Below are 25,083 nucleotides of genomic sequence, written 5' to 3'. Positions count from 1 at the left end.
GGTCGTGCCAGAATGGATAAGAAGGGAGATGACCGCGGCGACGAGTGCCGCCGCGGGAGAAGCAATTATTGACGGCGCTGGCGCAGGCTCATCAGCAGCGCAGCAAAGCCAAACAAGGCGGTTAACGCCCACAGCGGCCAGTTCCCCGTACGCGCGTACGGCGTCAGTCCTGCCGTTGGGGTCACTTTGGTGGTTAATACGGCGCGGGTGAACTGCGGGATCATCTCCTGTATTTCACCGCGTGGGCCGATGACCGCGGTAATGCCGTTATTGGTGCTGCGCAGCAGCGGACGGGCCAGCTCCAGCGCGCGCATTCGCGCCATCTGGAAGTGCTGCCACGGGCCGATAGATTTGCCGAACCATGCGTCATTCGAAATGGTTAACAGAAAATCCGTATCCGGGCGGAAGTTATCCCGCACCTGCTCGCCAAGAATGATCTCGTAGCAGATAGCCGCCGTCAGACGCATATTATGCGCCACCAGCTGCGGCTGCACGTACGGCCCGCGGCTGAAAGAGGACATTGGCAGGTCGAAGAACGGCGCCAGCGGACGCAGAATCGATTCCAGCGGCACAAACTCACCAAACGGCACCAGATGATTCTTGTTGTAGCGATTCTTTGAGTCGTAGCTGTATGGGTTATCTTTGCCCAGCGTAATAATGGTGTTGTACGTATCGTAGCGATTCCGCGCGTTCAGACGCGCATCGACGATGCCGGTGATCAGCGAGCTATTTTTCGACCGCATCAGGTCGTCCATCATGCTGAGGAAGCGCTGCTGGTTAATTTCCAGATCCGGAATCGCGGACTCCGGCCAGACGATCAGCTGCGATTTACCCATATGCGGCTGGGTGAGATCCAGATAGGTTTTCAGGGTGTTGAGTAGCTGATTCTGGTCCCATTTCATCGCCTGGGGGATATCGCCCTGTACCAGCGAAACCGTGGTCGCGCGCGCCGGCAGCGGTTGATACCACTGAATGTAGCGAAGCGGGAAGGGCAGGGCGAACAGCACGACGGCGGCAATCAGCGGCTTCCAGTTACGCTGCGCGATAGCCAATACCAGCAGGCCGCTGACGAGCATCAGCAGGAAGTTAATCGCCTCAACGCCCATCACGGGCGCCAGGCCTTTGAGCGGGCCGTCAATCTGACTGTAGCCGAACTGTAGCCACGGGAAGCCGGTTAGCACCCAGCCGCGCAGAAACTCGGTAACCTGCCATATCACCGGGGCGGCGATGGCAACGCGTATCCAGCTGGTTTTCGGCCACAGGCGCGAAAGAATGCCGGCAAATAATCCGGTATAGAGCGACAGATAGGCCGCCAGCAGAACCACCAGGAAAACGTTGACCGGACCGGGCATACCGCCGAACTGCGCGATGCTCACGTAGACCCAGTTAATACCGGAGCCGAACAGCCCTAATCCCCAGAAATAGCCAATCGCGGCGCTTTGCAGGGGACGTCGGTTGAGGGTTAAACCCTGCAGGCCAATTAACGAAATAAGGGCTGCGGGCCAGAAGTCATAAGGTGAAAAAGCCAGCGTTCCGCTGGCTCCGAATAACAGCGCCAGCAGCAAACGTACGCGCTGGCGTTCAATAAGAGAGGCAAATACCATTTAGGTTAATCGTCCCGTTGGATTAGTCTTCCAGCTTCGGCTGCGGGGCATCATCAGGAAGCTTTACATGTACCTGAATAATACGTCGACTGTCAGCCATTGCGACCTTGAATTGGTAACCATCAATGTCGATAGACTCGCCGCGGGCAGGCAGATGACCAAACGCCTGCATGACCAGACCGCCGATGGTGTCGACCTCTTCATCGCTGAAGTGGGTGCCATACGCTTCGTTGAAATCTTCGATTGAGGCCAGCGCGCGCACCGTCCACGTGTGGCGGCTCAGCTGACGGAAATCGATATCTTCTTCTTCGTCGTATTCGTCTTCTATTTCACCGACGATGAGCTCAAGGATGTCTTCAATGGTCACCAGACCTGAGACGCCGCCAAACTCATCGATAACGATAGCCATATGATAACGTTGGGAGCGAAACTCCTTCAGCATGCGGTCAACCCGCTTGCTCTCGGGCACGACAACCGCCGGACGCAACACTTTTTCCATGCTGAAGGCTTCGGCATCGCTGCGCATAAACGGCAGCAGATCTTTGGCCATCAGAATCCCTTCGATGTGATCTTTATCTTCGCTGATCACCGGGAAACGCGAGTGGGCCGATTCGATGATCACATCGAGGCACTCGTCCAGCGTCTGGTTGCGTTTCAGGGTAATCATCTGCGAGCGGGGGATCATGATGTCGCGGACGCGCTGGTCGGCGATATCCATTACCCCTTCGAGCATATCGCGCGTATCTTCGTCGATAAGGTCGTTTTGCCCGGAATCACGGATCAGCGCCAGCAGTTCGTCACGATTCTTGGGTTCACCGTGAAAGAGCTGGCTGAGTAACAGGGAGAAGAATCCCTTTTTGCTGTTTACTGTGTCGCTACTGTGTGAATTGTCGTCGCTCATGGCGTCGTATGGGTTCTCATGTTAGTTAAATAGTCGCTCGTCACGCGTATACTCAGCGCCCGGCATAGCGGCCAGTCGCCGGCAAAGCCGGCAACGGGTTATTCCTTCTCGGCAATGTACGGATCCTCATAGCCCAGAGCAAGCATTATCTCTGTTTCGAGGGATTCCATCTCTTCCGCTTCTTCATCAATGATGTGGTCATAGCCCAAAAGATGCAGGCTACCGTGGACCACCATATGCGCCCAGTGCGCTTCCAGCGGTTTACCTTGCTCTTTCGCTTCCTGTTCAACCACCTGACGGCAGATGACCAGGTCGCCAAGCAGCGGCATTTCGATACCCGGCGGGGCTTCGAACGGGAAAGAGAGCACGTTAGTCGGTTTGTCCTTCCCGCGATAGGTCAGGTTCAGCTCGTGGCTTTCCGCTTCATCAACCAGGCGAATCGTCAGCTCCGACTCTTCCTGAAACTGCGGGATAACGCTATCGACCCAGCGCTGAAACAGGGCTTCATCCGGCATTCCGCTGTTATCTTCGCAAGCCAGCTGTAAATCGAGAATGACCTGACTCATTTATGCTCCTGTTCCTGGGCTTCGCGTTTGCGCTCGGCGGCCAGTTCTGCTTTACGTTTCTGGTCTGCTTCTTCCCAGGCTTCATAGGCGTTAACGATGCGGGCGACCACCGGGTGGCGCACGACGTCTTCGCTATGGAAGAAGTTGAAGCTGATCTCATCGACTTCTGCCAGCACTTCAATCGCGTGGCGCAGGCCCGATTTGGTGCTGCGCGGCAGGTCAATCTGCGTGACGTCGCCGGTAATGACCGCCTTAGAGTTAAAGCCGATACGGGTCAGGAACATTTTCATCTGTTCAATGGTCGTGTTCTGGCTTTCGTCGAGAATGATAAACGCATCGTTCAGCGTACGGCCGCGCATATAGGCCAGCGGCGCGACTTCAATCACGTTGCGCTCAATCAACTTTTCGACTTTCTCGAAGCCGAGCATCTCGAACAGCGCGTCGTAAAGGGGCCGCAGGTACGGGTCAACTTTCTGGCTCAAATCGCCGGGCAGGAAGCCCAGTTTTTCGCCGGCCTCAACCGCCGGACGGGTCAGAAGAATACGGCGGATCTCCTGGCGCTCCAGCGCGTCTACCGCGGCGGCGACCGCCAGGTAGGTTTTCCCGGTCCCGGCAGGGCCGACGCCGAAGGTAATGTCGTGGTCGAGAATATTGGCGATGTACTGCGCCTGATTCGGCGTACGCGGCTTAATCACGCCACGCTTGGTTTTGATATTGATGGCCTTACCGTAGTCCGGCACGCTTTCGGCGCTCTGCTCCAGCACGCGGGCTTCTTTGATCGCCAAATGAATTTGTTCCGGTTCAATATCCTGAATTTCGCCGCGCATCGGCGCGGTATCGACGTACAGACTGCGCAGGATATCCGCCGCAGCGGTGACGCAAATCGGCCGACCGGTCAGTTTAAAGTGGTTGTCTCGACGGTTAATCTCGATGCCGAGGCGGCGTTCCAGCTGTTTAATGTTGTCATCAAACGGGCCGCACAGGCTCAGCAGACGGGCGTTGTCCGCGGGCTCAAGGGTGATTTCGCGAGTGTCTGTATTCAAGCTGTTCCTCTTATACATAGATAGCCGGAAGGTAGCCGGTCAGGAAATTATTCACGTCATCGGAATATGGCGCAAGCATCGCTATAGATATTGGGTTCAGGAGAGGAAATACAAGGCCTGCCGGAGCCGGCAGGCCTGAACGGATTATGGCTGGTAGATACCGACGCCAAGATCGTTTTCTTTACGGGTGCGGGCAATCACCGACTCCGGGGTTTCCGCGATGCGCAGACCCATTTCGTCCTCGGTGCGCACCACTTTACCGCGCAGGGAGTTTGTCCAGACGTCGGTGATCTCGACATCGACAAACTTGCCGATCATCTCAGGCGAGCCTTCGAAGTTCACCACGCGGTTATTTTCGGTGCGGCCAGACAGCTCCATGATGCTCTTACGTGAGGTGCCTTCCACCAGAATGCGCTGCACGGTGCCGAGCATACGGCGGCTCCAGGCCATCGCCTGCTGGTTGATGCGCTCCTGCAAAATATACAGACGCTGCTTCTTGTCCTCTTCCGGTACGTCGTCGACCATATCGGCCGCCGGCGTTCCCGGACGCGCGGAGAAGATGAAGCTGTAGCTCATATCGAAATTCACATCGGCAATCAGCTTCATGGTCTGCTCGAAATCCTGAGTGGTTTCGCCAGGGAAGCCGACGATGAAGTCGGAGCTGATCTGAATATCCGGACGCGCCGCGCGCAGTTTGCGGATAATCGCTTTATATTCCAGCGCCGTGTGGGTTCGGCCCATCAGGTTCAGCACGCGGTCGGAACCGCTCTGTACCGGCAGGTGCAGGAAGCTGACCAGCTCCGGCGTATCGCGGTAAACCTCAATGATATCGTCGGTGAACTCGATGGGATGGCTGGTGGTAAAGCGGATCCGGTCGATACCGTCGATCGCCGCAACCAGACGCAGGAGATCGGCAAAGCTACCGGTGGTGCCGTCATAGTTTTCCCCGCGCCAGGCGTTTACGTTCTGCCCGAGCAGGTTGACTTCACGCACGCCCTGAGCCGCAAGCTGGGCGATTTCAAACAGGATATCGTCGCTTGGGCGGCTCACTTCCTCACCGCGGGTGTAGGGCACCACGCAGTAGGTGCAGTACTTGTTGCAGCCTTCCATGATGGAAACAAAGGCGCTTGGGCCTTCGGCGCGCGGTTCCGGCAGGCGGTCGAATTTTTCGATTTCCGGGAAGCTGATATCGACGACCGGGCTGCGGTTGCCTCGTATCGAGTTGATCATTTCCGGCAGACGGTGCAGGGTCTGCGGCCCAAAAATAATATCGACGTAGTGGGCGCGCTGGCGAATATGGTCGCCTTCCTGAGAGGCCACGCAGCCGCCAACGCCGATGATCAGGTTGGGATTCTTCTCTTTCAGCAGCTTCCAGCGTCCTAGCTGATGGAATACTTTTTCCTGAGCCTTCTCACGGATTGAGCAGGTATTGAGCAGCAGCACATCCGCTTCTTCCGCCACTTCAGTGAGTTGATACCCGTGGGTGGCATCCAGCAGATCGGCCATCTTTGATGAATCGTATTCGTTCATCTGACAGCCCCAGGTTTTAATATGGAGTTTTTTTGTCATCGACTTGCTCATGCTTAATTAGGTATACCCAAAGTCAGCGTCTTCACCGGATGTTGCTCTGCAATGTGAAGGGTGACGGATATAAAGCCAGGATTGCAGGGCGCGTATTGTAATGCTTTGACCGCGCCCTGACCAGTACGACCGTAATCACCACAAGCCGAATAAAAATCCGGTAAACTGAGGGGATTCGGGTTTAAGGATAATAGCCATGACAATTCATGCAACAGATGTCGTTATCGTCGGCGGCGGGATGGTTGGCGGCGCCCTCGCGCTTGGCCTGGCGCAGCTGGGCTTTACGGTGACGGTCATTGAAAAAAACGCGCCACCGGTTTTTGATGCGTCTTCACCGCCTGACGTGCGTATTTCGGCAATCAGCGCGTCATCGGTAGGGCTGCTGAGAGGCCTCGGCGTCTGGGACAGCGTGCGGTCCATGCGCGCCCATGCGTACCGCCAGCTAGAAACCTGGGAGTGGGAAAGCGCCCATGTTGTCTTCAATGCCGCGGAGCTGAAGCTGCCGGAACTGGGCTATATGGTGGAGAATAACGTCCTGCAGCGAGCCCTGTGGCAGGCGCTGGAAGCCCATGAGCGCATATCGCTGCAGGTGGGGACATCGCTCCAGGAGATGCGTCGGGAAGAAACGTACGCCTCCTTAACGCTGACCGACGGCAGCCAGCTTGATGCGCGGCTGGTGGTGGGCGCGGACGGCGCCAGTTCGCAGGTGCGTCAGCTGGCCGGAATCGGCATCCACGCGTGGCAGTATCAGCAATCCTGTATGTTGATCAGCGTACAGTGTGCGGACGATCCCGGCGACAGCACCTGGCAGCAGTTCACTCCGGCGGGGCCGCGCGCGTTTTTACCGCTGTTCGATCATTGGGCCTCGCTGGTGTGGTACGACGCGCCGGCGCGGATCCGCCAGCTGCAGGGCATGAGCATGGCTCAGCTACAGCAGGAAATTACTCGCCACTTCCCGTCGCGGCTGGGAGAGATTACGCCGCTGAGCGCGGGCGCCTTCCCGCTCACCCGCCGCCACGCATTGCAGTATGTTAAGCCGGGGCTGGCGCTGGTGGGCGATGCTGCGCACACCATTCATCCGCTGGCGGGGCAGGGGGTTAACCTCGGCTATCGCGATGTCGATGCGCTGCTCGATATTCTTGGCAGAGCAAAAGCCCACGGCGAAGAGTGGGCCAGCCTGCCGGTACTTAAGCGCTACCAGACGCGCCGTCAGGCGGACAACTTTATTATGCAGTCTGGGATGGATCTGTTTTACGCCGGGTTTAGCAACGATCTGCCCCCGGTGCGTATGCTGAGAAACATTGGGCTGATGGCGGCCGAGCGCGCCGGCGGACTGAAGCGTCAGGCGTTGAAATACGCGTTGGGGTTATAATCCGCATTCAAAATAATCGCGCAAACAGCGTGTCTTTACCCTCTTTTTTGGGCAAGAATCCCTGATACCAGATACTGCCGCCAGAGGTTGTCAGGGATTCGCACTGCCACTGATTCGTGGCGAGCAAATAGAAGGAATAGGCGCTTTTACCTGACATATAGAGCAGGAACAGCAGCGCCAGCAGCGCAAGGATGGCAGTTACCGCGTCGCCTTCGGAAGACAGAACGTCACAGGCAAGGATGGCGATACATGCTGCCTGAAGAATCATCTTGCTCGCAAAGCAGCGAAGAAAAAATTGCCGCGTTCTTTCTGTTGACCAAAAACAGGGATTCTTAATGACGTCTCTCTGCTCCTTAGCCGGGAAGCCATGAATGTAGGTTATCCAGCGGGTATCCTCGGTGAGCGTTAGCGCGAGGCCCGTTTCGTTGAGCCGATGCAGGCGCATGGATATGCCGACGGGAAAAAACAAACCAACCACGATGCTGTAGGTTAGTAAGGCTGAAATCCCGAACAGGCAGAAAGCGAAGCCGATCAGAAAAAAGAGCAAGGTTATGGTGCGGGTAAAGAGAGGGAAAACCTGATAGTTCATCGTAAATCCTTTTACTCATTGACTCTGTAATTTATCAGAGCTGAGAATATCAGAGCTGAGAACGAGGTACACTTCAGGTCAGCTTTTTTCGGAATTCATAAAGCAAAAAGCCCGCCGAAGCGAGCTTTTTGCTTTTTGTTGGCTGGGGTACGAGGATTCGAACCTCGGAATGCCGGAATCAGAATCCGGTGCCTTACCGCTTGGCGATACCCCAATTTTACATTGACCATTTCGTACCGGGGTCAAACCGGTGGCTTAGCGCCTGGAGATACTCCAACGGGTGCGCGCACAGCGTGGGCGACTTTTAAAATTGGCTGGGGTACGAGGATTCGAACCTCGGAATGCTGGTATCAGAAACCAGAGCCTTACCGCTTGGCGATACCCCAACAATTCTTTTGGATTTATCGAACTGAATCAATAATTCCTTTGTATGGTGGCTACGACGGGATTCGAACCTGTGACCCCATCATTATGAGTGATGTGCTCTAACCAGCTGAGCTACGTAGCCAAAATCTTACTCTATTTTCGATGGCTGGGGTACCTGGATTCGAACCAGGGAATGCCGGTATCAAAAACCGGTGCCTTACCGCTTGGCGATACCCCAATACCGTCGCGGTGAACCGCAAACATCGAAAATATGGCTGGGGTACCTGGATTCGAACCAGGGAATGCCGGTATCAAAAACCGGTGCCTTACCGCTTGGCGATACCCCAACAAAAATCTTTTACCGCAACGCGAACGAGTAAATGGTGCGGGAGGCGAGACTTGAACTCGCACACCTTGCGGCGCCAGAACCTAAATCTGGTGCGTCTACCAATTTCGCCACTCCCGCAAAAAAGATGGTGGCTACGACGGGATTTGAACCTGTGACCCCATCATTATGAGTGATGTGCTCTAACCAGCTGAGCTACGTAGCCATCTTTTTGCGCGTTACCTTATCGGCGTTGCGGGGCGCATTATGCGTATTGAGCCTTGAAGCGTCAACCCCTTTTTCATCGAAAATGGACTGAACGTAACTGTTTGGTTAGGTTGCGAACAGCGTGGTGCAATAATCGGCAATTATTGGTTATTTATCGTTTTTAACGGCTTAAATAAGGCACAAAACAAAAACGGACCCCGAAGAGTCCGTTTTGAAAACAGCGTCGGTTAGTAGGCCGACTGGTGTACGCCAACCGCGCGTCCCGACGGATCGTTCATTTTTTTGAAAGATTCGTCCCACTCAATCGCTTTTGCTGAAGAGCATGCGACGGAAGGGCCGCCAGGAACGCATTCGGCCGCGCTCGGTACCGGGAACAGCTCTTCGAAAATCTCACGGTACAGATACGCTTCTTTCGAGGAAGGCGTGTTGTACGGGAAGCGGAAGCTGGCGGTTTCCAGCTGCCGATCGGAAATCTGTTCAGCGGCCACTTCTTTTAAGGTATCGATCCAGCTGTAACCAACGCCATCAGAGAACTGTTCTTTCTGGCGCCAGGCGACGCTCGCCGGCAGGTAAGATTCAAAACATTCACGCAGGACATGTTTTTCCATTTTACCGTTGCCGCACATTTTATCCTGCGGGTTAATACGCATTGCCACGTCGAGGAATTTCTTATCCAGGAACGGGACGCGCGCTTCAACGCCCCAGGCGGACATCGCTTTGTTGGCGCGAGCGCAGTCAAACATATGCAGCGCCTGCAGTTTGCGCACGGTCTCTTCGTGCAGCTCTTTGGCGTTGGGCGCTTTATGGAAATAGAGGTAGCCGCCAAATACTTCGTCAGAGCCTTCCCCGGACAGCACCATTTTGATGCCCATCGCTTTGATTTTACGCGACATCAGATACATTGGCGTTGACGCGCGAATCGTCGTCACGTCGTAGGTTTCAATGTGATAGATAACATCGCGGATGGCGTCCAGGCCTTCCTGCACCGTAAAGTGGATCTCGTGGTGCACGGTACCCAGATGGTTAGCCACTTCCTGCGCGGCTTTCAGATCGGGGGCGCCCTCCAGGCCGACGGCGAAGGAGTGCAGCTGCGGCCACCAGGCTTCTGATTTTTCCTGATCTTCGACGCGGCGCGCGGCATATTTTTTGGTGATGGCGGAAATCACCGATGAATCCAGGCCGCCGGAGAGCAGCACGCCGTACGGAACATCGGACATCAGGTGGCTTTTCACCGACTCTTCCAGCGCCTGACGCAGCTCGTTTTTGTCCGTGACGTTGTCTTTGACCGCGTCGTAGTCGAACCAGTCGCGCTGGTAGTACTCGCGGATTTCGCCATCTTTGCTCCACAGGTAGCTGCCTGCCGGGAACTCTTTAATCGTGCGGCAAACAGGAACCAGCGCTTTCATTTCAGAGGCAACGTAGAAGTTACCGTGTTCGTCGTGACCCATATACAGCGGGATGATGCCGATGTGGTCGCGACCAATCAGATACGCGTCTTTTTCGCTGTCGTAGAGGGCGAAAGCAAACATCCCCTGCAAATCGTCGAGGAAGTCCGGGCCTTTTTCCTGATACAGCGCGAGGATAACTTCGCAGTCGGAACCGGTCTGGAACGCATAGCGGTCGCCGTATTCCGCGCGCAGCGCCTGGTGGTTGTAGATTTCACCGTTGACGGCGAGAGCGTGAGTTTTAGCGGCGTTATACAGCGGCTGCGCGCCGGCGTTGACGTCGACGATCGACAGGCGTTCATGCGCCAGGATGGCTTTATCACAGGCATAGACGCCGGACCAGTCCGGACCACGGTGGCGCATCAGTCGGGAAAGCTCCAGTGCCTTTTTACGCAGCTCACCCGCGTCAGTTTTAATATCCAGTACGCCAAAAATCGAACACATAGCCTTCTCCGTTACCCTGTCTTGTTTGATGTTGTGCAGACTTCGTCTTATTGCGAAGCCTCAGTGCATGCTTTAGAAAATGCCGCAAAGGCGCGGAGGGCGCAAGGGGTTTACGGCAGGAAAAGGAAATAATGCAATTGTGATTGTCGAATAGTGAAAAAAGAGTACGTTTTGAGCACTTTTGTTGCTGAATATTTAGTGATGGCGCCTTTTTTTTAGATAAAAGCGTTCAGGAGAGGCTTAGAAATAAGAAACCACGTCGCAGGACGTGGTTTTATTTAGAAGATATCGATTTCCGCAACGGAGGGGTAAATCCAGGAAGGGCGGAACGGCATGCTGTCGATATCATCGAGCGTGGCAACCCCGGAAAGCACCAGAATGGTTTCCAGACCGGCCTGGAAGCCTGCCAGAATATCCGTTCGCAGGTTATCGCCGACGATCACCGTCTGTTCCGAATGCGCCTGCATTTTATTGAGCGCGGAGCGGATAATCCACGGGCTCGGTTTCCCCACATAGAACGGCTTACGGCCGGAGATTTTTTCTATACCGGCGCACAGCGCCCCGCAGGCCGGGTAGTAGCCGCGACCGTGGGTATCCGGGTTAGTGGCGATAAAGCGCGCGCCGTTGGCGACAAAAAAAGCGGCCTTATGCATCATCTCCCAGTTAAAGGAGCGTGTCTCACCGACGATAACAAAATCCGGATTGACGTCGGTGATGGTAAAGCCGGCTTTGTACAGTTCGTGAATCAGCGCGCCTTCCCCGACCACATAGGCTTTTTTGCCTTCCTGGCGACGCAGAAAATCCGCCGTGGCCATTGCTGAGGTATAAAAGGCGGTATCAGGAACATCGATTCCCGCCGTCGCAAAGCGGTTTGCCAGATCCTGACCGGTTTGAGAAGGGTAGTTGGTCAGCATCACCAGCGGCATCTCTTTCTCGAGTATGCGTTTGATGAATTCAGCGGCGCCCGGCACGGCCACATTGTCGTGCATCAGCACGCCGTCAATATCACAAATTACGTTTTGAATGGTCATGAACTGTCCGACATCGTTGGAGAAAGGCGAAACTATAAAGCGGCTTTAGCTTTCCAGCAAACGCTGGAGCAGAGTCCCGTTGAGCATCGCACGCTTTACCAGGGCAAAAGCGCCAATGGCTGAGCGATGATCGAGCGTGGATCGCACTACCGGCAGGTTTTTGCGAAACGCCTTCAGCGCCTGGGTATTAATACAGCCTTCGATTGCCGGCAGAAGGACTTTTTCCGCTTCCACGATCTCACCGGCAATCACCACTTTTTGCGGATTAAACAGGTTAATGGCGATAGCGATGGTTTTACCCAGATGGCGGCCAACGTGCTCGATCACCTCACAGGCCAGCGCATCGCCTTTATTCGCGGCTTTGCAGATCGTTTTGATCGAACAGTCATCGAGGGAGATTTTGCTCTGATAACCCTGTTCCAGCAGATGACGAACGCGATGTTCAATAGCGGCATTGGCGGCGACGGTTTCCAGACAGCCGAAGTTACCGCAGTGGCAGCGCTCGCCTAACGGGTCGACCTGGATATGGCCGATTTCCCCGACGTTACCGTTACGGCCAATAAAAATCCGCCCGTTGGAGATGATCCCTGCGCCGGTTCCGCGGTGTACGCGCACCAGAATGGAGTCTTCACAGTCGTGGCTCGCACCAAAGTAGTGCTCCGCCAGCGCGAGGCTACGAATATCGTGGCCGACGTAGCAGGTAACTTTAAAGCGTTTTTCCAGCGCTTCAACCAGCCCCCAGTTTTCCACCTGAATGTGCGGCATATAGCGAATGACGCCGCTTTCCGGATCGACCAGCCCCGGCAGGATCACCGAAATGGCGATCAGCTCGCGGATTTTACGCTGACAGCTCTCCATAAAGGTGGCGATGATGTTAAGCAGGGCGTGTTCCAGCGTTTCCTGAGTTCTTTCCGGCAGCGGGTAGTGCTCTTCTTCAAGAGTCTTGCTGCTTAAATCATAGAGGGTCAGGGTGGCGTCGTAGCGGCCAAGGCGTACGCCGATGGCGTGAAAGCCGCGGGTTTCGGCAACAATGGAGATGGCGCGGCGGCCCCCGGTGGAGGCCTGCTGATCGACTTCTTTGATCAGTCCGCGTTCAATAAGCTGACGCGTAATTTTGGTTACGCTGGCAGGGGCAAGCTGGCTTTGTTCCGCAATCTGGATACGCGAGATGGGGCCGTGCTGATCGATGAGCCGATAGACGGCCGCGCTGTTCAGCTGTTTTACGAGATCGACGTTACCAATTTGAGCCTGTCCGCCTGCTGTCATACTTTTACTTACTCAGTGACGACCTCGTTACCATTAACGATGGTCTTGGTGATTTTATAATCACGGGTGAATGCGGTCAGGTTAGCGACCATCCCCGGGGCAATGCTGCCTAACTGTTTGTCTACGCCAATGGCGCGGGAAGGGTAGAGCGTCGCCATACGCAACACTTCATCCAGCGCGATGCCGCAATGCTCAACGAGGTTACGCACCCCTTCAATCATGGTCAATGAAGAGCCGCTGAGGGTACCGTTCTCATCTACGCACAGGCCGTTCCGGTAGTATATTGTTTTACCGGCAAAAATGAACTGCTCAATATTGGCACCCGCCGGCGCCGTCGCGTCGGTAACCAGACACAGCTTGTCGCCTTTCAAGCGTTTAGCGAGGCGCACGTTAGCGAAATCGACGTGCATACCATCGACGATGATGCCGCAGTAGACATCCGGCTCGTCGAAAATCGCGCCAGCCAGGCCCGGCTCACGGCCGGTAATATACGGCATGGCGTTAAACAGATGGGTAGCAAAGGTAATCCCGGCGCGGAAACCGATTTTCGCTTCTTTAAGCGTCGCGTTGGAGTGACCGGCGGAGACGATAATGCCGGCGGCCACCAGTTTGCGGATAACCTCCGGTTCCACCCGTTCCGGCGCAAGCGTGATTTTGGTTATCACGTCCGCGTTTTCGCACAGGAAATCCACCAGCGCGGCATCCGGTTTGCGTACGTAGTCCGGGTTGTGGGTGCCTTTTTTAACGATATTCAGCCACGGGCCTTCAAGATGCAGACCCAGCGCCTGGTTAGGATGTTTTTGCAGGTATTCGCGCATCACGCGTACGCCCTGTTTCATCAGGTCGTCGCTGGAGGTGATCAGCGTGGGCAGATAGCTGGTGCAGCCGGAGCGTTCATTGGCCTTCTGCATAATCTCCAGCGTTTCAACGGTGACCGCTTCCGCCGTGTCGTTGAACTGCACGCCGCCGCAGCCGTTAAGCTGGACGTCGATAAAACCGGGGGCAAGGATCGCGCCATCAACCGAGCGCTGTTCGATCCCGGTGGGCAGTTCAGTCTGAGGACAGATACGTTCGATAAGGCCATTGGCGATAACAATCGCATGGTCATCCAGAATTTCATGACCGGTATAAATCCGGCCTTGGGTTAATGCATACATTACGACCCCCGGTTGTCAAAAATGGTTGTCCCGCGGGGGCAGCCGCGGGACGAGACTACATTACAGACCTTTGATATTTTCGGCTTCTAACTCGTTGAAATATTTAAGTGTCTTAACTTTTAGTTCCATGGTGGACGGCTCATCGCAGACCACCACCGCTTTCGGGTGCAGCTGCAGACAGGTAATGGTCCACATATGGTTTACGTTGCCTTCCACCGCCGCCTGCAGCGCCAGCGCTTTCTGATGACCCAGCACCAGAATCATCACTTCCTCCGCGTCCAGCAGCGTGCCCACGCCAACGGTCAGCGCGTACTTAGGCACCTGGTCAACGTCACCGTCGAAGAAACGGGAATTCGCTACGCGAGTATCATGGGTCAGGGTTTTGATGCGTGTGCGTGAAGCCAAAGAAGAGGCTGGTTCGTTAAAAGCGATGTGGCCATCGTTACCCACGCCGCCCATAAACAGGTGGATTTTACCGTAAGAACGAATTTTTTCTTCATAGCGACGGCATTCTGCATCAATATCCGGCGCGTTACCATTCAGCAGGTTAATATTTTCCGCCGGGATATCAACGTGATCAAAGAAGTTGCGATGCATAAAGCTATGATAGCTTTCCGGATGCTCTTTCGGCAGCCCAACGTACTCATCCATGTTGAAGGTGACAACATGCTTAAAGCTAACCTGGCCTGCTTTGTGCATCTCAACCAGGGCTTTATAAGCGGTCAGAGGCGTACCGCCGGTAGGCAGGCCCAGGACAAACGGACGGTCCGCAGTCGGTTTGAACGCATTGATGCGGTTAACGATATGCCGGGCAGCCCATTTACCGACTTGTTCAGCTGTTACCAGGGGGATCAGTCTCATTGTTCACCTCTATAGTTAAATTAGAACCTGGCGGATTGGCGCCAGCATACTATTAAGAGTATCGCAGCAACTGCGCCGAGCGGGGTCAATCCGTGTTGATTTTTTGAATGATAAAATAAGTTTTCCTTGTTAGCCAGTCAAAGGCGGAGGTGAATACGATATTTGGTGACTATTGTCACAAAAAATACCCATTTAATTTGCGAGACGAATTAATTTTTCAGACACTTTGCAGGTAAGTTAAAAATTTAACCAGGTTACACAATAATAAAGTGGCTTTAATGAGCCTTATCGGGGTCTCATAGGGGGAATAAGATGAATATTTTAGGTTTTTTTCAGCGACTCGGTAGGGCGTTACAGCTCCCTATCGCAGTGCTACCGGTCGCGGCGCTGCTGCTGCGATTCGGTCAACCGGATCTGCTTAACATTTCGTTTATCGCCCAGGCGGGCGGGGCAATCTTTGACAACCTGGCGCTGATTTTCGCTATCGGCGTCGCATCCAGCTGGTCGAAAGACAGCGCCGGTGCCGCAGCGCTGGCGGGGGCGGTAGGTTACTTCGTGTTGACGAAAGCGATGGTCACCATCAACCCGGCCATCAACATGGGCGTCCTGGCGGGTATCATTACCGGTCTGGTTGGCGGTGCCGTCTATAACCGCTGGTCGGGTATCAAACTGCCTGACTTCCTGAGCTTCTTCGGCGGCAAACGCTTTGTACCTATCGCAACCGGCTTCTTCTGCCTGGTGCTGGCAGCCATCTTCGGCTACGTCTGGCCGCCGGTGCAGAACGCCATCCATGCAGGTGGTGAATGGATTGTGGGCGCGGGCGCGCTCGGCTCCGGTATCTTTGGTTTCATCAACCGTCTGCTGATCCCGACGGGTCTGCATCAGGTGCTGAACACCATCGCCTGGTTCCAGATTGGTGAATTCACCAACGCTGCTGGCGCCGTGTTCCACGGTGATATCAACCGCTTCTATGCGGGTGACGGCACCGCGGGGATGTTCATGTCCGGCTTCTTCCCGATCATGATGTTCGGTCTGCCGGGTGCGGCGCTGGCGATGTATTTCGCGGCCCCGAAAGAGCGTCGTCCGATGGTCGGTGGTATGCTGCTGTCGGTTGCCATCACCGCGTTCCTGACCGGTGTGACTGAGCCGCTGGAATTCCTGTTCATGTTCCTGGCGCCGCTGCTGTATCTCCTGCACGCCATCCTGACCGGTATCAGCCTGTTCGTTGCCACGGCGCTGGGTATCCACGCGGGCTTCTCTTTCTCCGCAGGCGCCATCGACTATGTGCTGATGTACAGCCTGCCGGCAGCCAGTAAAAACGTCTGGATGCTGATTGTGATGGGCGTTGTGTTCTTTGTTATCTACTTCCTGTTGTTCAGCGCGGTAATCCGCATGTTCAATCTGAAAACGCCGGGTCGTGAAGATAAAGTGGATGACGTGGTCACTGAAGAGGCCAACAGCAATACCGAAGAAGGTTTAACCCAGTTGGCGACCAACTACATCGCGGCGGTCGGCGGTACGGATAACCTGAAAGCGATTGATGCCTGTATTACCCGTCTGCGTCTGACCGTGGCGGACTCTGCGCTGGTTAACGACGCGGCCTGTAAGCGCCTCGGCGCTTCCGGTGTGGTTAAACTGAACAAGCAGACCATCCAGGTTATCGTGGGTGCGAAAGCCGAATCCGTCGGCGATGAAATGAAGAAAGTGGTTGCCCGTGGCCCGGTTGCCGCGGCGGCTGCAGCGTCTCACAGCGCACCCGTAGCCGCTCAGGCTGCTAAACCGCAGGCTGTTGCTAACGCGAAAACCGTCGAAGCGCTGGTTTCGCCGATTACCGGCGACATTGTAGCGCTGGAGCAGGTCCCGGATGAAGCGTTCGCCAGCAAAGCCGTCGGCGACGGCGTGGCGGTGAAACCGACCGATAAGATTGTTGTTGCGCCGGCGGCTGGCACCGTGGTGAAGATTTTCAACACCAACCATGCTTTCTGTCTGGAAACTGAAAACGGTGCGGAAATCGTCGTCCATATGGGTATCGATACCGTCGCGCTTAACGGCCAGGGCTTTAAACGTCTGGTGGAAGAGGGCGCGGAAGTGAAAGCGGGTCAGCCGATTCTGGAACTGGATCTTGAGTTCCTGAACGCTAACGCGCGCTCGATGATTAGCCCGGTCGTATGCAGCAATAGCGACGACTACAGCGCGCTGGTTATCCAGGCAACCGGTAAAGTGGTTGCTGGCCAGACGCCGCTGTACGAAATTAAAGGCAAATAAGACTCCTGAGTGGCGTTTATGCCTCAGCGGCGCAGCGAAACCTGCGCCGCTTTTTTACCGCAAACACCCCCATAATCTCCTTCCGATCGCTATTTTGCGTAACTAATAGTTGTCTCTACGCCCTGCTTGTAAGATCATGTGCCGTTATACGTTGTTTACGCTTTGAGGAACCCACGATGAGTGAGGCAGAAGCCCGCCCGACTAACTTTATTCGTCAGATCATTGATGAAGATCTGGCTACTGGTAAGCACACCACCGTTCATACCCGTTTTCCACCGGAACCGAACGGCTATCTGCACATTGGCCACGCGAAGTCTATTTGCCTGAACTTTGGTATCGCTCAGGATTACCAGGGCCAATGCAACCTGCGTTTCGATGACACCAACCCGGTGAAGGAAGATATCGAATACGTTGAGTCGATTAAAAACGACGTGCAGTGGTTAGGTTTCCACTGGTCCGGGGATGTTTGCTACTCGTCTGATTATTTCGATCAGCTGCACCAGTATGCGGTTGAACTGATCAATAAAGGTCTGGCCTACGTTGACGAACTGTCAGCGGAAGAGATCCGTGAGTACCGCGGCACGCTGAAAGAGCCGGGTAAAAATAGCCCGTACCGCGATCGCAGCGTGGAAGAGAACCTGGCGCTGTTTGAAAAAATGCGCAGCGGTGGATTTGCCGAAGGTAAAGCCTGCCTGCGCGCGAAAATCGACATGGCCTCTCCGTTTATCGTGATGCGCGATCCGGTGCTGTACCGCATTAAGTTTGCCGACCATCACCAGACCGGAAGCAAGTGGTGCATCTACCCGATGTACGACTTTACCCACTGCATCAGCGATGCGCTGGAAGGGATTACCCACTCGCTGTGTACTCTCGAGTTCCAGGATAACCGCCGCCTGTACGATTGGGTGCTGGATAACATCAGCATCCCCGTGCATCCGCGCCAGTATGAATTCTCGCGCCTCAACCTCGAATACACCGTGATGTCCAAGCGTAAGCTGAATCAGCTGGTGACCGAGAAGCACGTTGAGGGCTGGGATGACCCGCGTATGCCGACCATTTCCGGTCTGCGCCGTCGCGGCTATACCGCTGAATCCATCCGCGAGTTCTGCAAACGCATCGGCGTGACCAAGCAGGACAACACCATCGAAATCGCTTCGCTGGAATCCTGCATCCGTGAAGATCTGAACGAAAACGCCCCGCGCGCGATGGCCGTTATCGACCCGGTTAAGCTGGTTATCGAAAACTATCCGCAGGGCGGCAGCGAAATCGTGACCATGCCGAATCATCCGAATAAACCGGAGATGGGCAGCCGCGAGGTGCCGTTCAGCGGCGAAATCTGGATCGATCGCGCCGACTTCCGCGAAGAAGCGAACAAGCAGTACAAGCGTCTGGTGCTGGGCAAAGAAGTTCGCCTGCGTAACGCTTACGTGATCAAAGCGGAGCGCGTGGAGAAAGATGCGGAAGGCAACATCACCACTATCTTCTGCACCTACGATGCCGATACCCTGAGCAAAGATCCGGCCGACGGCCGCAAGGTGAAGGGCGTGATTCACTGGGTGAGCGCGGCGCACGCGCTGCCGGTAGAAATCCGCCTGTACGATCGCCTGTTCAGCGTACCGAACCCGGGCGCGGCGGAGGACTTCCTCTCGGTGATGAACCCGGAGTCGCTGGTGATCAAGCAGGGTTTTGCCGAGCCGAGCCTGGCGCAGGCGCAGCCGGAAAAAGCGTATCAGTTCGAGCGCGAAGGTTATTTCTGCCTGGATAGCCGCTATGCAACCGCAACCAATCTGGTGTTTAACCGCACCGTCGGTCTGCGCGACACATGGGCGAAAGTCGGCGCGTAGCTACCCGCCGTTATTGAGAACGCCGCTTACTGCGGCGTTTTTTTTATTCAGAATCAGAGAATTAAATCCTCATATTTTCGCGATGCGAATTAATCTTGTTTACAGATTGTAATAACCGCTTTTATTAACTCTTTCCATCCAGTGCATATAAATATGTAATCGCTTTCATTTCCCCTAATTTTCTCTTTTTTTTGCAAGCACTTCACCCGCCAAACGTGTGACATCTACGACTGAAACAAAAAGACATAAATTATGTGCGCTTTGTCATAATCTTCATCTTTGGTCGGCGAAAGAGATTGATAATTCGCGTCACGAAAAATAGTCTATACCCAGTGGTTATGCGAATTTTTACCGCACCACTTTTTAAGCAGTCTTATTTTATTTTTTTGCGTGTTGCCTTTGGTAACCGCACTTTTAAAACGTCAAAGAGGATATGCATATGCGTACGTTTAGTGGCAAACGTAGTACGCTGGCGCTGGCTATTGCTGGTGTCACAGCCCTGTCAGGATTTGCAATGGTGCCGGATGCAAAAGCAGAAGGGTTCATTGATGATTCAACGTTAACCGGCGGCATCTATTACTGGCAGCGTGAGCGCGACCGTAAAGATGTGACCGACGGCGATAAATATAAAACTAACCTGTCGCACTCCACCTGGAACGCCAACCTCGACTTCCAGTCCGGCTATGCCGCCGACATGTTCGGTATTGACGTTGCTGCCTTTACCGCCATCGAAATGGGCGAAAGCAGCGAGAGCGGTCATCCGAACGAAATCGCTTTTTCCTCGCGCAATAAAACCTACGATGAAGACTATTCCGGCGATAAGAGCGGGATCAGCCTGTATAAAGCAGCCGCAAAATTTAAATTTGGCCCGACCTGGGCGCGCGCGGGCTATATTCAGCCAACCGGCCAGACGCTGCTGGCGCCGCACTGGAGCTTTATGCCGGGTACCTATCAGGGGGCTGAAGCCGGTGCGAACTTTGACTACGGCGATGCGGGCGCGCTGAGTTTCTCCTATATGTGGACGAACGAATATAAAGCGCCGTGGCACATTGAGATGGATGAGTTCTACCAGAACGACAAGAAAACCAAGGTGGATTACCTTCACTCTCTTGGCGCCAAATATGATTTTAAAAACGACCTTGTGCTGGAAGCGGCGTTTGGTCAGGCACAGGGTTATATCGACCAGTATTTTGCCAAGGCCAGCTATAAGTTTGATGTTGCAGGCACGCCGTTAACCACCAGCTATCAGTTCTACGGCACCCGCGATAAGGTCAGCAACGGCGGGGTTAACGATATCTATGACGGTACCGCGTGGCTGCAGGCATTGACCTTTGGCTATAAGGTTGCCGACGTTCTGGACCTGCGTCTGGAAGGAACCTGGGTTAAAGCTGATGGTCAGCAGGGCTACTTCCTGCAGCGTATGACGCCAACTTACGCATCGTCTAACGGGCGACTGGATATCTGGTGGGATAACCGTTCGGACTTCAACGCCAACGGTGAAAAAGCGGTGTTCTTCGGCGCGATGTATGACATGAAGAACTGGAACATGCCGGGCTGGGCCTTCGGCGCCTCCTACGTTTATGCCTGGGATGCGAAGCCGGGGAGAATGTCCTCGCCTGATGCGTACTACAACCCGGATAAACGCCTGGAAGAGTCCGCCTATAGCCTGGATGCCATGTACACCGTTCAGGAAGGACGGGCTAAGGGCACGCTGTTCAAACTCCACTTTACGCAATACGACAACCACTCCGATATCCCAAGCTGGAGCGGCGGTTACGGCAACATCTTCCAGGATGAGCGCGACGTGAAGTTCATGGTTATCGCTCCGTTCACCATTTTCTGATGCCACTGCGGCGGGGGAAACCCGCCGCAATTTCCCGAGGTTCATGATGAAAAAGTTAATACTTGTCGCCATTATGGCAGCAGGTCTGGTTGCCTGTACCCAGTCGCCAGCGCCTAAGGAAGACTCAAAGTTAAAAGATGCCTACAGCGCCTGCATTAATACCGCAGAGGGCAATCCGGATAAAGTTGAAGCCTGTCAGAGCGTACTGAACGTGCTGAAGCAGGAGAAACAGCATCAGCAGTTCGCGACCCAGGAAAGCGTGCGGGTGCTGGATTATCAGCAGTGCATCCAGGCGCGCAAAACCGGGAACGATCAGGCTGTAGAGGCGCGCTGCGACCAGATCTGGAAAGAGATCCACAGCAACAATACGCCGCGTTAAGCCAGACGGCGGCAAGCAAACGGGCGGAGCGTCAACTCCGCCCGTTGCTATTTTAGCGGGGTATTTCTGCCGGCTGGTAGCCGCGGCCCAGGCGTACGAAGAGCATCGCGGTAGCGGCCAGGCCGCATAGCGCGGCGCACATCAGCCACCAGCCCGGCGAGCTTTTGTCGCCCGTTATCTCGACCAGCGCGGTGGAAATGGCCGGCGTCAGGCCGCCGAAGATCGCGGTGGCGAGGCTAAAGGCCAGTGAAAAGCCCACGGTGCGGACGTAGACCGGCATCACTTCCGTCAGGGCGGCCACCATCGCGCCGTTATACATCCCAAAGAAGAACGAGAACCAGAGCAGGACCAGCGTCATGCGGGTGAAATCCGGCGCGGCGGTGAGCCAGTGCATGACCGGCCAGGTAGTGAGCAGCGCCAGCAGGGTTATGCCCATCAGCACCGGCCGACGGCCTATTCTGTCAGAAATTGCCCCGCCAATCGGTAACCAGATAAAGTTAGAGATGCCGACCAGCATGGTCACCAGCAGACTGTCGCGGGCGCTCAGATGCAGAACGGCTCTACCGTAGGTCGGCGTATAGACGGTAATAAAATAAAAGGTGGTGGTGGTCATCGCCACCAGCAAGGTCCCCGCCGTGATGATGCGCCAGTTTTTGGCAATCGTGCTCAGGATCTCACGCGTGTCAGGGCGATGCTTGCGCTGCAGGAAGGCTTCGGTTTCCTGCAACGAACGCCGCAGCACAAAAATCAGCGGAATAATCATACAGCCAATAAAGAAGGGAATACGCCAGCCCCATTCGGCTATCTCATCGTGGCCGAGCGTTTCATTCAGCGCGTAGCCAATCAGCGCCGCGAAGACGATAGCCACCTGCTGGCTGGCGGATTGCCAGCTGGTATAGAACCCTTTTTTCCCCGGCGTGGCGATTTCCGACAGATAGACCGACACGCCGCCGAGCTCGACGCCCGCCGAGAATCCCTGCAGCAGGCGACCCACTAATACCAGAACGGGGGCGAGAATGCCGATGGTTTGATAGCCGGGAACCAGCGCTATCAGCAGCGTCCCGCAGCCCATAATCGCCAGCGTCACCATCAGCCCTTTACGCCGTCCGATCCTGTCAATATAGGCCCCCAGCACTATCGCGCCGATGGGGCGCATCAGAAAGCCCGAACCAAACACGGCGAAGGTCAGCATTAACGCCGCAAACTCGCTCTCCGCCGGAAAGAACGTTCTGGCGATATAGGTGGCGTAAAAGCCAAACAGAAAAAAGTCGAATTGTTCGAGAAAATTACCGCTGGTCACGCGGAGAATGGCGCCAAAGGTACCGGCGCGCGATGAGGGTTGCGTCATAGGGGTTGCTCTCCATTGTCTTTATCTTGTTTTTATAGAGGTAAGAGGAGCGGACTAGTCGCCTGCGACTGCCGCCTGTTTTCCGCGTCGTTTCTCAATCGCCCACTTGAGTAACGCCGCACAGCGATAAAATCCGTGGGCGAATTTTCCGTATGGCAGGGTCAAAAACAGCGCCATGACCACGCCGAGGTGAATGGCAAGCAGAATGCCCATCCACGAGGTGTCTCGTCCCGCCAGCAGGGCGAGGCCGGTGAAGCTGGTCAGCAGCAGCAGCAGAATAAAGCCGCGATCCATCGGTTTTTGCCGCGGGTCGCCGTGCAGCGGCGAGCGGCGCAGGTTCAGCCATAGCAAACCCGCCGGGCCCACCAGCAGGCCGATGCCGCCGAGCGTGCCCAGCACAACCGGTACGCTGAAGAACGGGTAGGGGGCCTCCCAGCCGGCGATATAGTGATAACCTGTGGCTACCACTGTGGCGGCGAAACAGAGCAGAAACCCGTAGAAGGTAAAGTGATGGAAACGGCGGCGCAGCAGGGTAAACGCGTCATCGGCCTCGTTGCAGCCCTTACCGTGCCCGCCGTCGAGATACTTCAGCGTGAGCGCATTATGCGAGGCTTTAACGATGTCGATGGCCTGAGGCTGACCCGGCGAGATCTCGCGCCAGAAGCGGATCACCCCGGCCATCAGTAACCCCATGGCCAGTATGAAGACCGTGCCAAACATCCACGCCAGCAGGTTATGGGGAAAAATCTGGTAGAAATCGCCGGCCAGCGGCGGATGAAGAAGGGAGCCTTTGAGCCCCATCGCCAGCAGCAGAAAGAGGATCAGCCCGCCGACCAGCGCCAGTACCGTGGTTACGCCGGCCCGACGATACAGGCTGCCGAAAGCCGCGGGCTGAGCATAGTGTTGATAGGTCTCCAGGCGCACTTCCGCCATCGCCTTCGGGACATTAATGGCAAACTCGTGCGGCGGCGCGTACTGGCAGGCATGCAGGCAGGCGCCGCAGTTATGGCACAGGTTGGCCAGGTAGTTTATATCCGCTTTGCCAAAAGCCAGGCGCTGGGTCATGGCCGGAAACACGGCGCAAAACCCTTCGCAATAGCGGCAGGCGTTACAGACCTGCATCACCCGTTCAACTTCCGCTTCCGACTCGGTGATGATTTGCGCGTCAATGATCAGCTTTTCAAGCGATTTCATGGTGTGTCTCCTGCTGCGCCGCGCGGGCGGCCTGCTGGCCGGCAATGCGGCCGAACGTCGTACCGATGGACATGCCCACGCCGGCGGTATACCCCTTACCCAGCACGTTGCCGGCCATCATTTCGCCGGCGACGAACAGGTTGCGGCTCGGCTTGCCCGCAAAATGGACGGCGGCGCGTTCATTAACGTACAGCCCAAGGTAGGTAAAGGTGATCCCCGGCCGTAGGGCATAGCCGTAGTAGGGCGGGGTATCGATGGGCCGCGCCCAGTGGGTTTTCGGCGGCGTCAGGCCGGATGTCGCGCAGTTATCAAGGCGAGTATGATCGAACTGGCCCGGCGTACAGGCGGCATTGTAGCTGGCGATGGTTTGCGCCAGGCGTTCCGCGTCCAGCCCCAGCTGGCGAGCCAGCTCTTCAATGGTATTGGCCTGGGCGCCGGGGAAAACGGGCGGCATAAAGTGGCCGATCGCTTTGCTGTCGATGATCGAGTAGCCGATTTGCCCCGGCTGGTGGGCGACCAGCCTGCCCCAGATGGCATAGCGTTTGGGCCAGAAATCTTCCCCTTCATCATAAAAGCGCCCGGCGTCGCGGTTCACGACCACCCCCAGCGACACGCAGTCCACGCGCGTGCAGATGCCGCCATCGTAGAGCGGCGCCCTGGCGTCAATGGCGACGCAGTGGGATTGCGAGGGGTCGCCAATAATGTCAGCCCCGGCGTCAATCATAAACTTGAGCAGCACGCCCTGATTGAAGCGGGTGCCGCGGATGAGAAAGTTATCGGCTGGCCATTCACCGCGCTCGTTCTGTCCCCATGCTTCACGCAGCCACTCGCGGTTAGATTCAAATCCGCCGGCGGCGAGGACGCAGGTTTTGGCGACGATCCTCTCTTCGCCCGCCAGCGCGGCGATGAATTCGCCGTTATCTAATTCGAGCGCCTGTACCGGCGTGTTGTAGCGGATCTTTACGCCCATCTGCTCCGCGCTGCGGTAATAGGCATTTATAAGAGCTTTGCCGCCGCCCATAAAAAAGGCGTTGGTGCGGGCCACGTGCAGGGCGCCGGAGAGGGGCGGCTGAAAGTTAACCCCGTGCTGGCGCATCCAGTCCCGGCACTGCGATGAGGTGCGGATCACCAGGCGCGCCAGCGCTTCGTTGGTGTTGCCCTCGGTGACGCGCAGCAGGTCCTGCCAGTACTCTTCTTCCGGATAGCTGTCGACCAAAACATCCTGCGGAGCATCGTGCATACAGCGAAGATTCCGCGTGTGCTGAGAGTTGCCGCCTCGCCATTCCCGCGGCGCGGCCTCCAGCAGCAGCACGGACGCGCCAGCTTCCCGGGCGGTTAAGGCGGCGCATAGCGCGGCATTGCCGCCGCCAATGACCAGTACATCCACCATTTATGGCTCCATTACGCTTTGCTTGATTGTTAAATTTGTAA

General features: G+C 55.7%; 19 protein-coding genes, 7 tRNA genes and 1 pseudogene. 5 read left to right on the top strand and 22 right to left on the bottom strand.

Annotated features, from left to right (window positions below; translation table 11 throughout):
- Nucleotides 1-65: 65 nt before the first annotated feature.
- The 5 genes from lnt to miaB form a co-directional block, all read right to left on the bottom strand.
- Entirely contained in the window at nt 66-1,604 is a 1,539-nt protein-coding gene (gene lnt / locus ABLU96_RS13900) for an apolipoprotein N-acyltransferase (RefSeq protein WP_025106393.1), read from the bottom strand.
- A gap of 22 nt (nt 1,605-1,626) precedes the next feature.
- A complete protein-coding gene (corC, locus tag ABLU96_RS13895; RefSeq protein ID WP_004130445.1) occupies nt 1,627-2,505 on the bottom strand; it encodes a CNNM family magnesium/cobalt transport protein CorC in 879 nt (292 codons plus the stop codon).
- Between the two features lie 98 nt (nt 2,506-2,603).
- The gene (gene ybeY / locus ABLU96_RS13890) at nt 2,604-3,071 is read right to left on the bottom strand and encodes an rRNA maturation RNase YbeY (protein ID WP_004130446.1); all 468 of its coding nucleotides are present in this window, start codon (nt 3,069-3,071) and stop codon (nt 2,604-2,606) included.
- Complete coding sequence (locus ABLU96_RS13885; protein WP_004134159.1) at nt 3,068-4,114, bottom strand: PhoH family protein; 1,047 nt, start codon at nt 4,112-4,114, stop codon at nt 3,068-3,070. Before ABLU96_RS13885 ends, ybeY begins: the two co-directional genes overlap by 4 nt.
- A 144-nt stretch (nt 4,115-4,258) precedes the next feature.
- Complete coding sequence (miaB, locus tag ABLU96_RS13880) at nt 4,259-5,683, bottom strand: tRNA (N6-isopentenyl adenosine(37)-C2)-methylthiotransferase MiaB (RefSeq protein WP_064404757.1); 1,425 nt, start codon at nt 5,681-5,683, stop codon at nt 4,259-4,261.
- Nucleotides 5,684-5,891: 208 nt separating this feature from the next.
- On the opposite strand from miaB, the gene ubiF reads away from it, so the two are divergent.
- On the top strand, nt 5,892-7,067 hold the full coding sequence (gene ubiF / locus ABLU96_RS13875) for a 3-demethoxyubiquinol 3-hydroxylase (RefSeq protein WP_025106392.1): 1,176 nt from the start codon (nt 5,892-5,894) through the stop codon (nt 7,065-7,067).
- 7 nt (nt 7,068-7,074) lie between these two features.
- Here the strand turns inward: ubiF and ABLU96_RS13870 are convergent, their stop codons facing one another.
- The 13 genes from ABLU96_RS13870 to nagB form a co-directional block, all read right to left on the bottom strand.
- Nucleotides 7,075-7,656 (bottom strand): hypothetical protein, encoded by a 582-nt coding sequence (locus ABLU96_RS13870; RefSeq protein ID WP_025106391.1) that lies wholly within the window; start codon nt 7,654-7,656, stop codon nt 7,075-7,077.
- Nucleotides 7,657-7,795: 139 nt separating this feature from the next.
- A tRNA-Gln gene (locus tag ABLU96_RS13865) sits at nt 7,796-7,870 on the bottom strand.
- A 97-nt stretch (nt 7,871-7,967) separates the two neighbouring features.
- Nucleotides 7,968-8,042 (bottom strand) — tRNA-Gln (locus ABLU96_RS13860).
- Nucleotides 8,043-8,087: 45 nt separating this feature from the next.
- Nucleotides 8,088-8,164, bottom strand: a tRNA-Met gene (locus ABLU96_RS13855).
- 21 nt (nt 8,165-8,185) lie between these two features.
- Nucleotides 8,186-8,260 (bottom strand) — tRNA-Gln (locus ABLU96_RS13850).
- Between the two features lie 34 nt (nt 8,261-8,294).
- Nucleotides 8,295-8,369, bottom strand: a tRNA-Gln gene (locus tag ABLU96_RS13845).
- A 34-nt stretch (nt 8,370-8,403) separates the two neighbouring features.
- Nucleotides 8,404-8,488, bottom strand: a tRNA-Leu gene (locus ABLU96_RS13840).
- An 8-nt stretch (nt 8,489-8,496) separates the two neighbouring features.
- Nucleotides 8,497-8,573, bottom strand: a tRNA-Met gene (locus ABLU96_RS13835).
- A 229-nt stretch (nt 8,574-8,802) separates the two neighbouring features.
- Nucleotides 8,803-10,464, bottom strand: coding sequence for an asparagine synthase B (gene asnB / locus ABLU96_RS13830; RefSeq protein WP_025106390.1), 1,662 nt, complete (start codon nt 10,462-10,464; stop codon nt 8,803-8,805).
- A gap of 278 nt (nt 10,465-10,742) precedes the next feature.
- A complete protein-coding gene (locus tag ABLU96_RS13825; protein WP_004100215.1) occupies nt 10,743-11,495 on the bottom strand; it encodes an HAD-IIA family hydrolase in 753 nt (250 codons plus the stop codon).
- 45 nt (nt 11,496-11,540) lie between these two features.
- Nucleotides 11,541-12,761, bottom strand: coding sequence for an N-acetylglucosamine repressor (locus ABLU96_RS13820; RefSeq protein ID WP_025106389.1), 1,221 nt, complete (start codon nt 12,759-12,761; stop codon nt 11,541-11,543).
- Between the two features lie 8 nt (nt 12,762-12,769).
- Nucleotides 12,770-13,918: an N-acetylglucosamine-6-phosphate deacetylase gene (gene nagA, locus ABLU96_RS13815; RefSeq protein WP_064404755.1), complete on the bottom strand. Its 1,149-nt coding sequence runs from the start codon at nt 13,916-13,918 to the stop codon at nt 12,770-12,772.
- Between the two features lie 60 nt (nt 13,919-13,978).
- On the bottom strand, nt 13,979-14,779 hold the full coding sequence (gene nagB / locus ABLU96_RS13810; RefSeq protein ID WP_004130458.1) for a glucosamine-6-phosphate deaminase: 801 nt from the start codon (nt 14,777-14,779) through the stop codon (nt 13,979-13,981).
- A gap of 312 nt (nt 14,780-15,091) precedes the next feature.
- On the opposite strand from nagB, the gene nagE reads away from it, so the two are divergent.
- Complete coding sequence (gene nagE, locus ABLU96_RS13805; protein ID WP_004848836.1) at nt 15,092-17,044, top strand: PTS N-acetyl glucosamine transporter subunit IIABC; 1,953 nt, start codon at nt 15,092-15,094, stop codon at nt 17,042-17,044.
- A gap of 176 nt (nt 17,045-17,220) precedes the next feature.
- Nucleotides 17,221-18,888 carry a glutamine--tRNA ligase gene (gene glnS / locus ABLU96_RS13800; RefSeq protein ID WP_014228415.1) on the top strand — a complete coding sequence of 556 codons (1,668 nt, stop codon included), beginning with the start codon at nt 17,221-17,223 and terminating at the stop codon, nt 18,886-18,888.
- Between the two features lie 253 nt (nt 18,889-19,141).
- On the opposite strand, the pseudogene ABLU96_RS13795 reads toward glnS, so the two are convergent.
- Nucleotides 19,142-19,234: pseudogene (locus ABLU96_RS13795) on the bottom strand (methionine synthase); the annotation flags it as partial.
- Between the two features lie 93 nt (nt 19,235-19,327).
- On the opposite strand from ABLU96_RS13795, the gene chiP reads away from it, so the two are divergent.
- Both chiP and chiQ read left to right on the top strand, forming a co-directional pair.
- Nucleotides 19,328-20,731 carry a chitoporin gene (gene chiP / locus ABLU96_RS13790; protein WP_004130464.1) on the top strand — a complete coding sequence of 468 codons (1,404 nt, stop codon included), beginning with the start codon at nt 19,328-19,330 and terminating at the stop codon, nt 20,729-20,731.
- A gap of 46 nt (nt 20,732-20,777) precedes the next feature.
- Nucleotides 20,778-21,110 (top strand): ChiQ/YbfN family lipoprotein, encoded by a 333-nt coding sequence (gene chiQ / locus ABLU96_RS13785; protein ID WP_004848843.1) that lies wholly within the window; start codon nt 20,778-20,780, stop codon nt 21,108-21,110.
- A 52-nt stretch (nt 21,111-21,162) separates the two neighbouring features.
- Here the strand turns inward: chiQ and ABLU96_RS13780 are convergent, their stop codons facing one another.
- Genes ABLU96_RS13780 through tcuA form a run of 3 tightly spaced genes read right to left on the bottom strand, consistent with a single transcriptional unit; the run spans nt 21,163 to nt 25,042 of the window.
- Nucleotides 21,163-22,458, bottom strand: coding sequence for an MFS transporter (locus tag ABLU96_RS13780; RefSeq protein WP_014228416.1), 1,296 nt, complete (start codon nt 22,456-22,458; stop codon nt 21,163-21,165).
- A gap of 54 nt (nt 22,459-22,512) precedes the next feature.
- A complete protein-coding gene (tcuB, locus tag ABLU96_RS13775; RefSeq protein WP_064404751.1) occupies nt 22,513-23,652 on the bottom strand; it encodes a tricarballylate utilization 4Fe-4S protein TcuB in 1,140 nt (379 codons plus the stop codon).
- Nucleotides 23,639-25,042 carry an FAD-dependent tricarballylate dehydrogenase TcuA gene (tcuA, locus tag ABLU96_RS13770; RefSeq protein ID WP_064404749.1) on the bottom strand — a complete coding sequence of 468 codons (1,404 nt, stop codon included), beginning with the start codon at nt 25,040-25,042 and terminating at the stop codon, nt 23,639-23,641. Before tcuA ends, tcuB begins: the two co-directional genes overlap by 14 nt.
- Between the last annotated feature and the right edge of the window lie 41 nt (nt 25,043-25,083).

It is taken from the genome of Klebsiella sp. CN_Kp106 (assembly GCF_040064575.1).
Lineage (GTDB): Bacteria > Pseudomonadota > Gammaproteobacteria > Enterobacterales > Enterobacteriaceae > Klebsiella > Klebsiella michiganensis.
The sequence above is the reverse complement of the archived record's forward strand: the minus strand, read 5'-3'. Positions and strand labels throughout refer to the sequence as shown.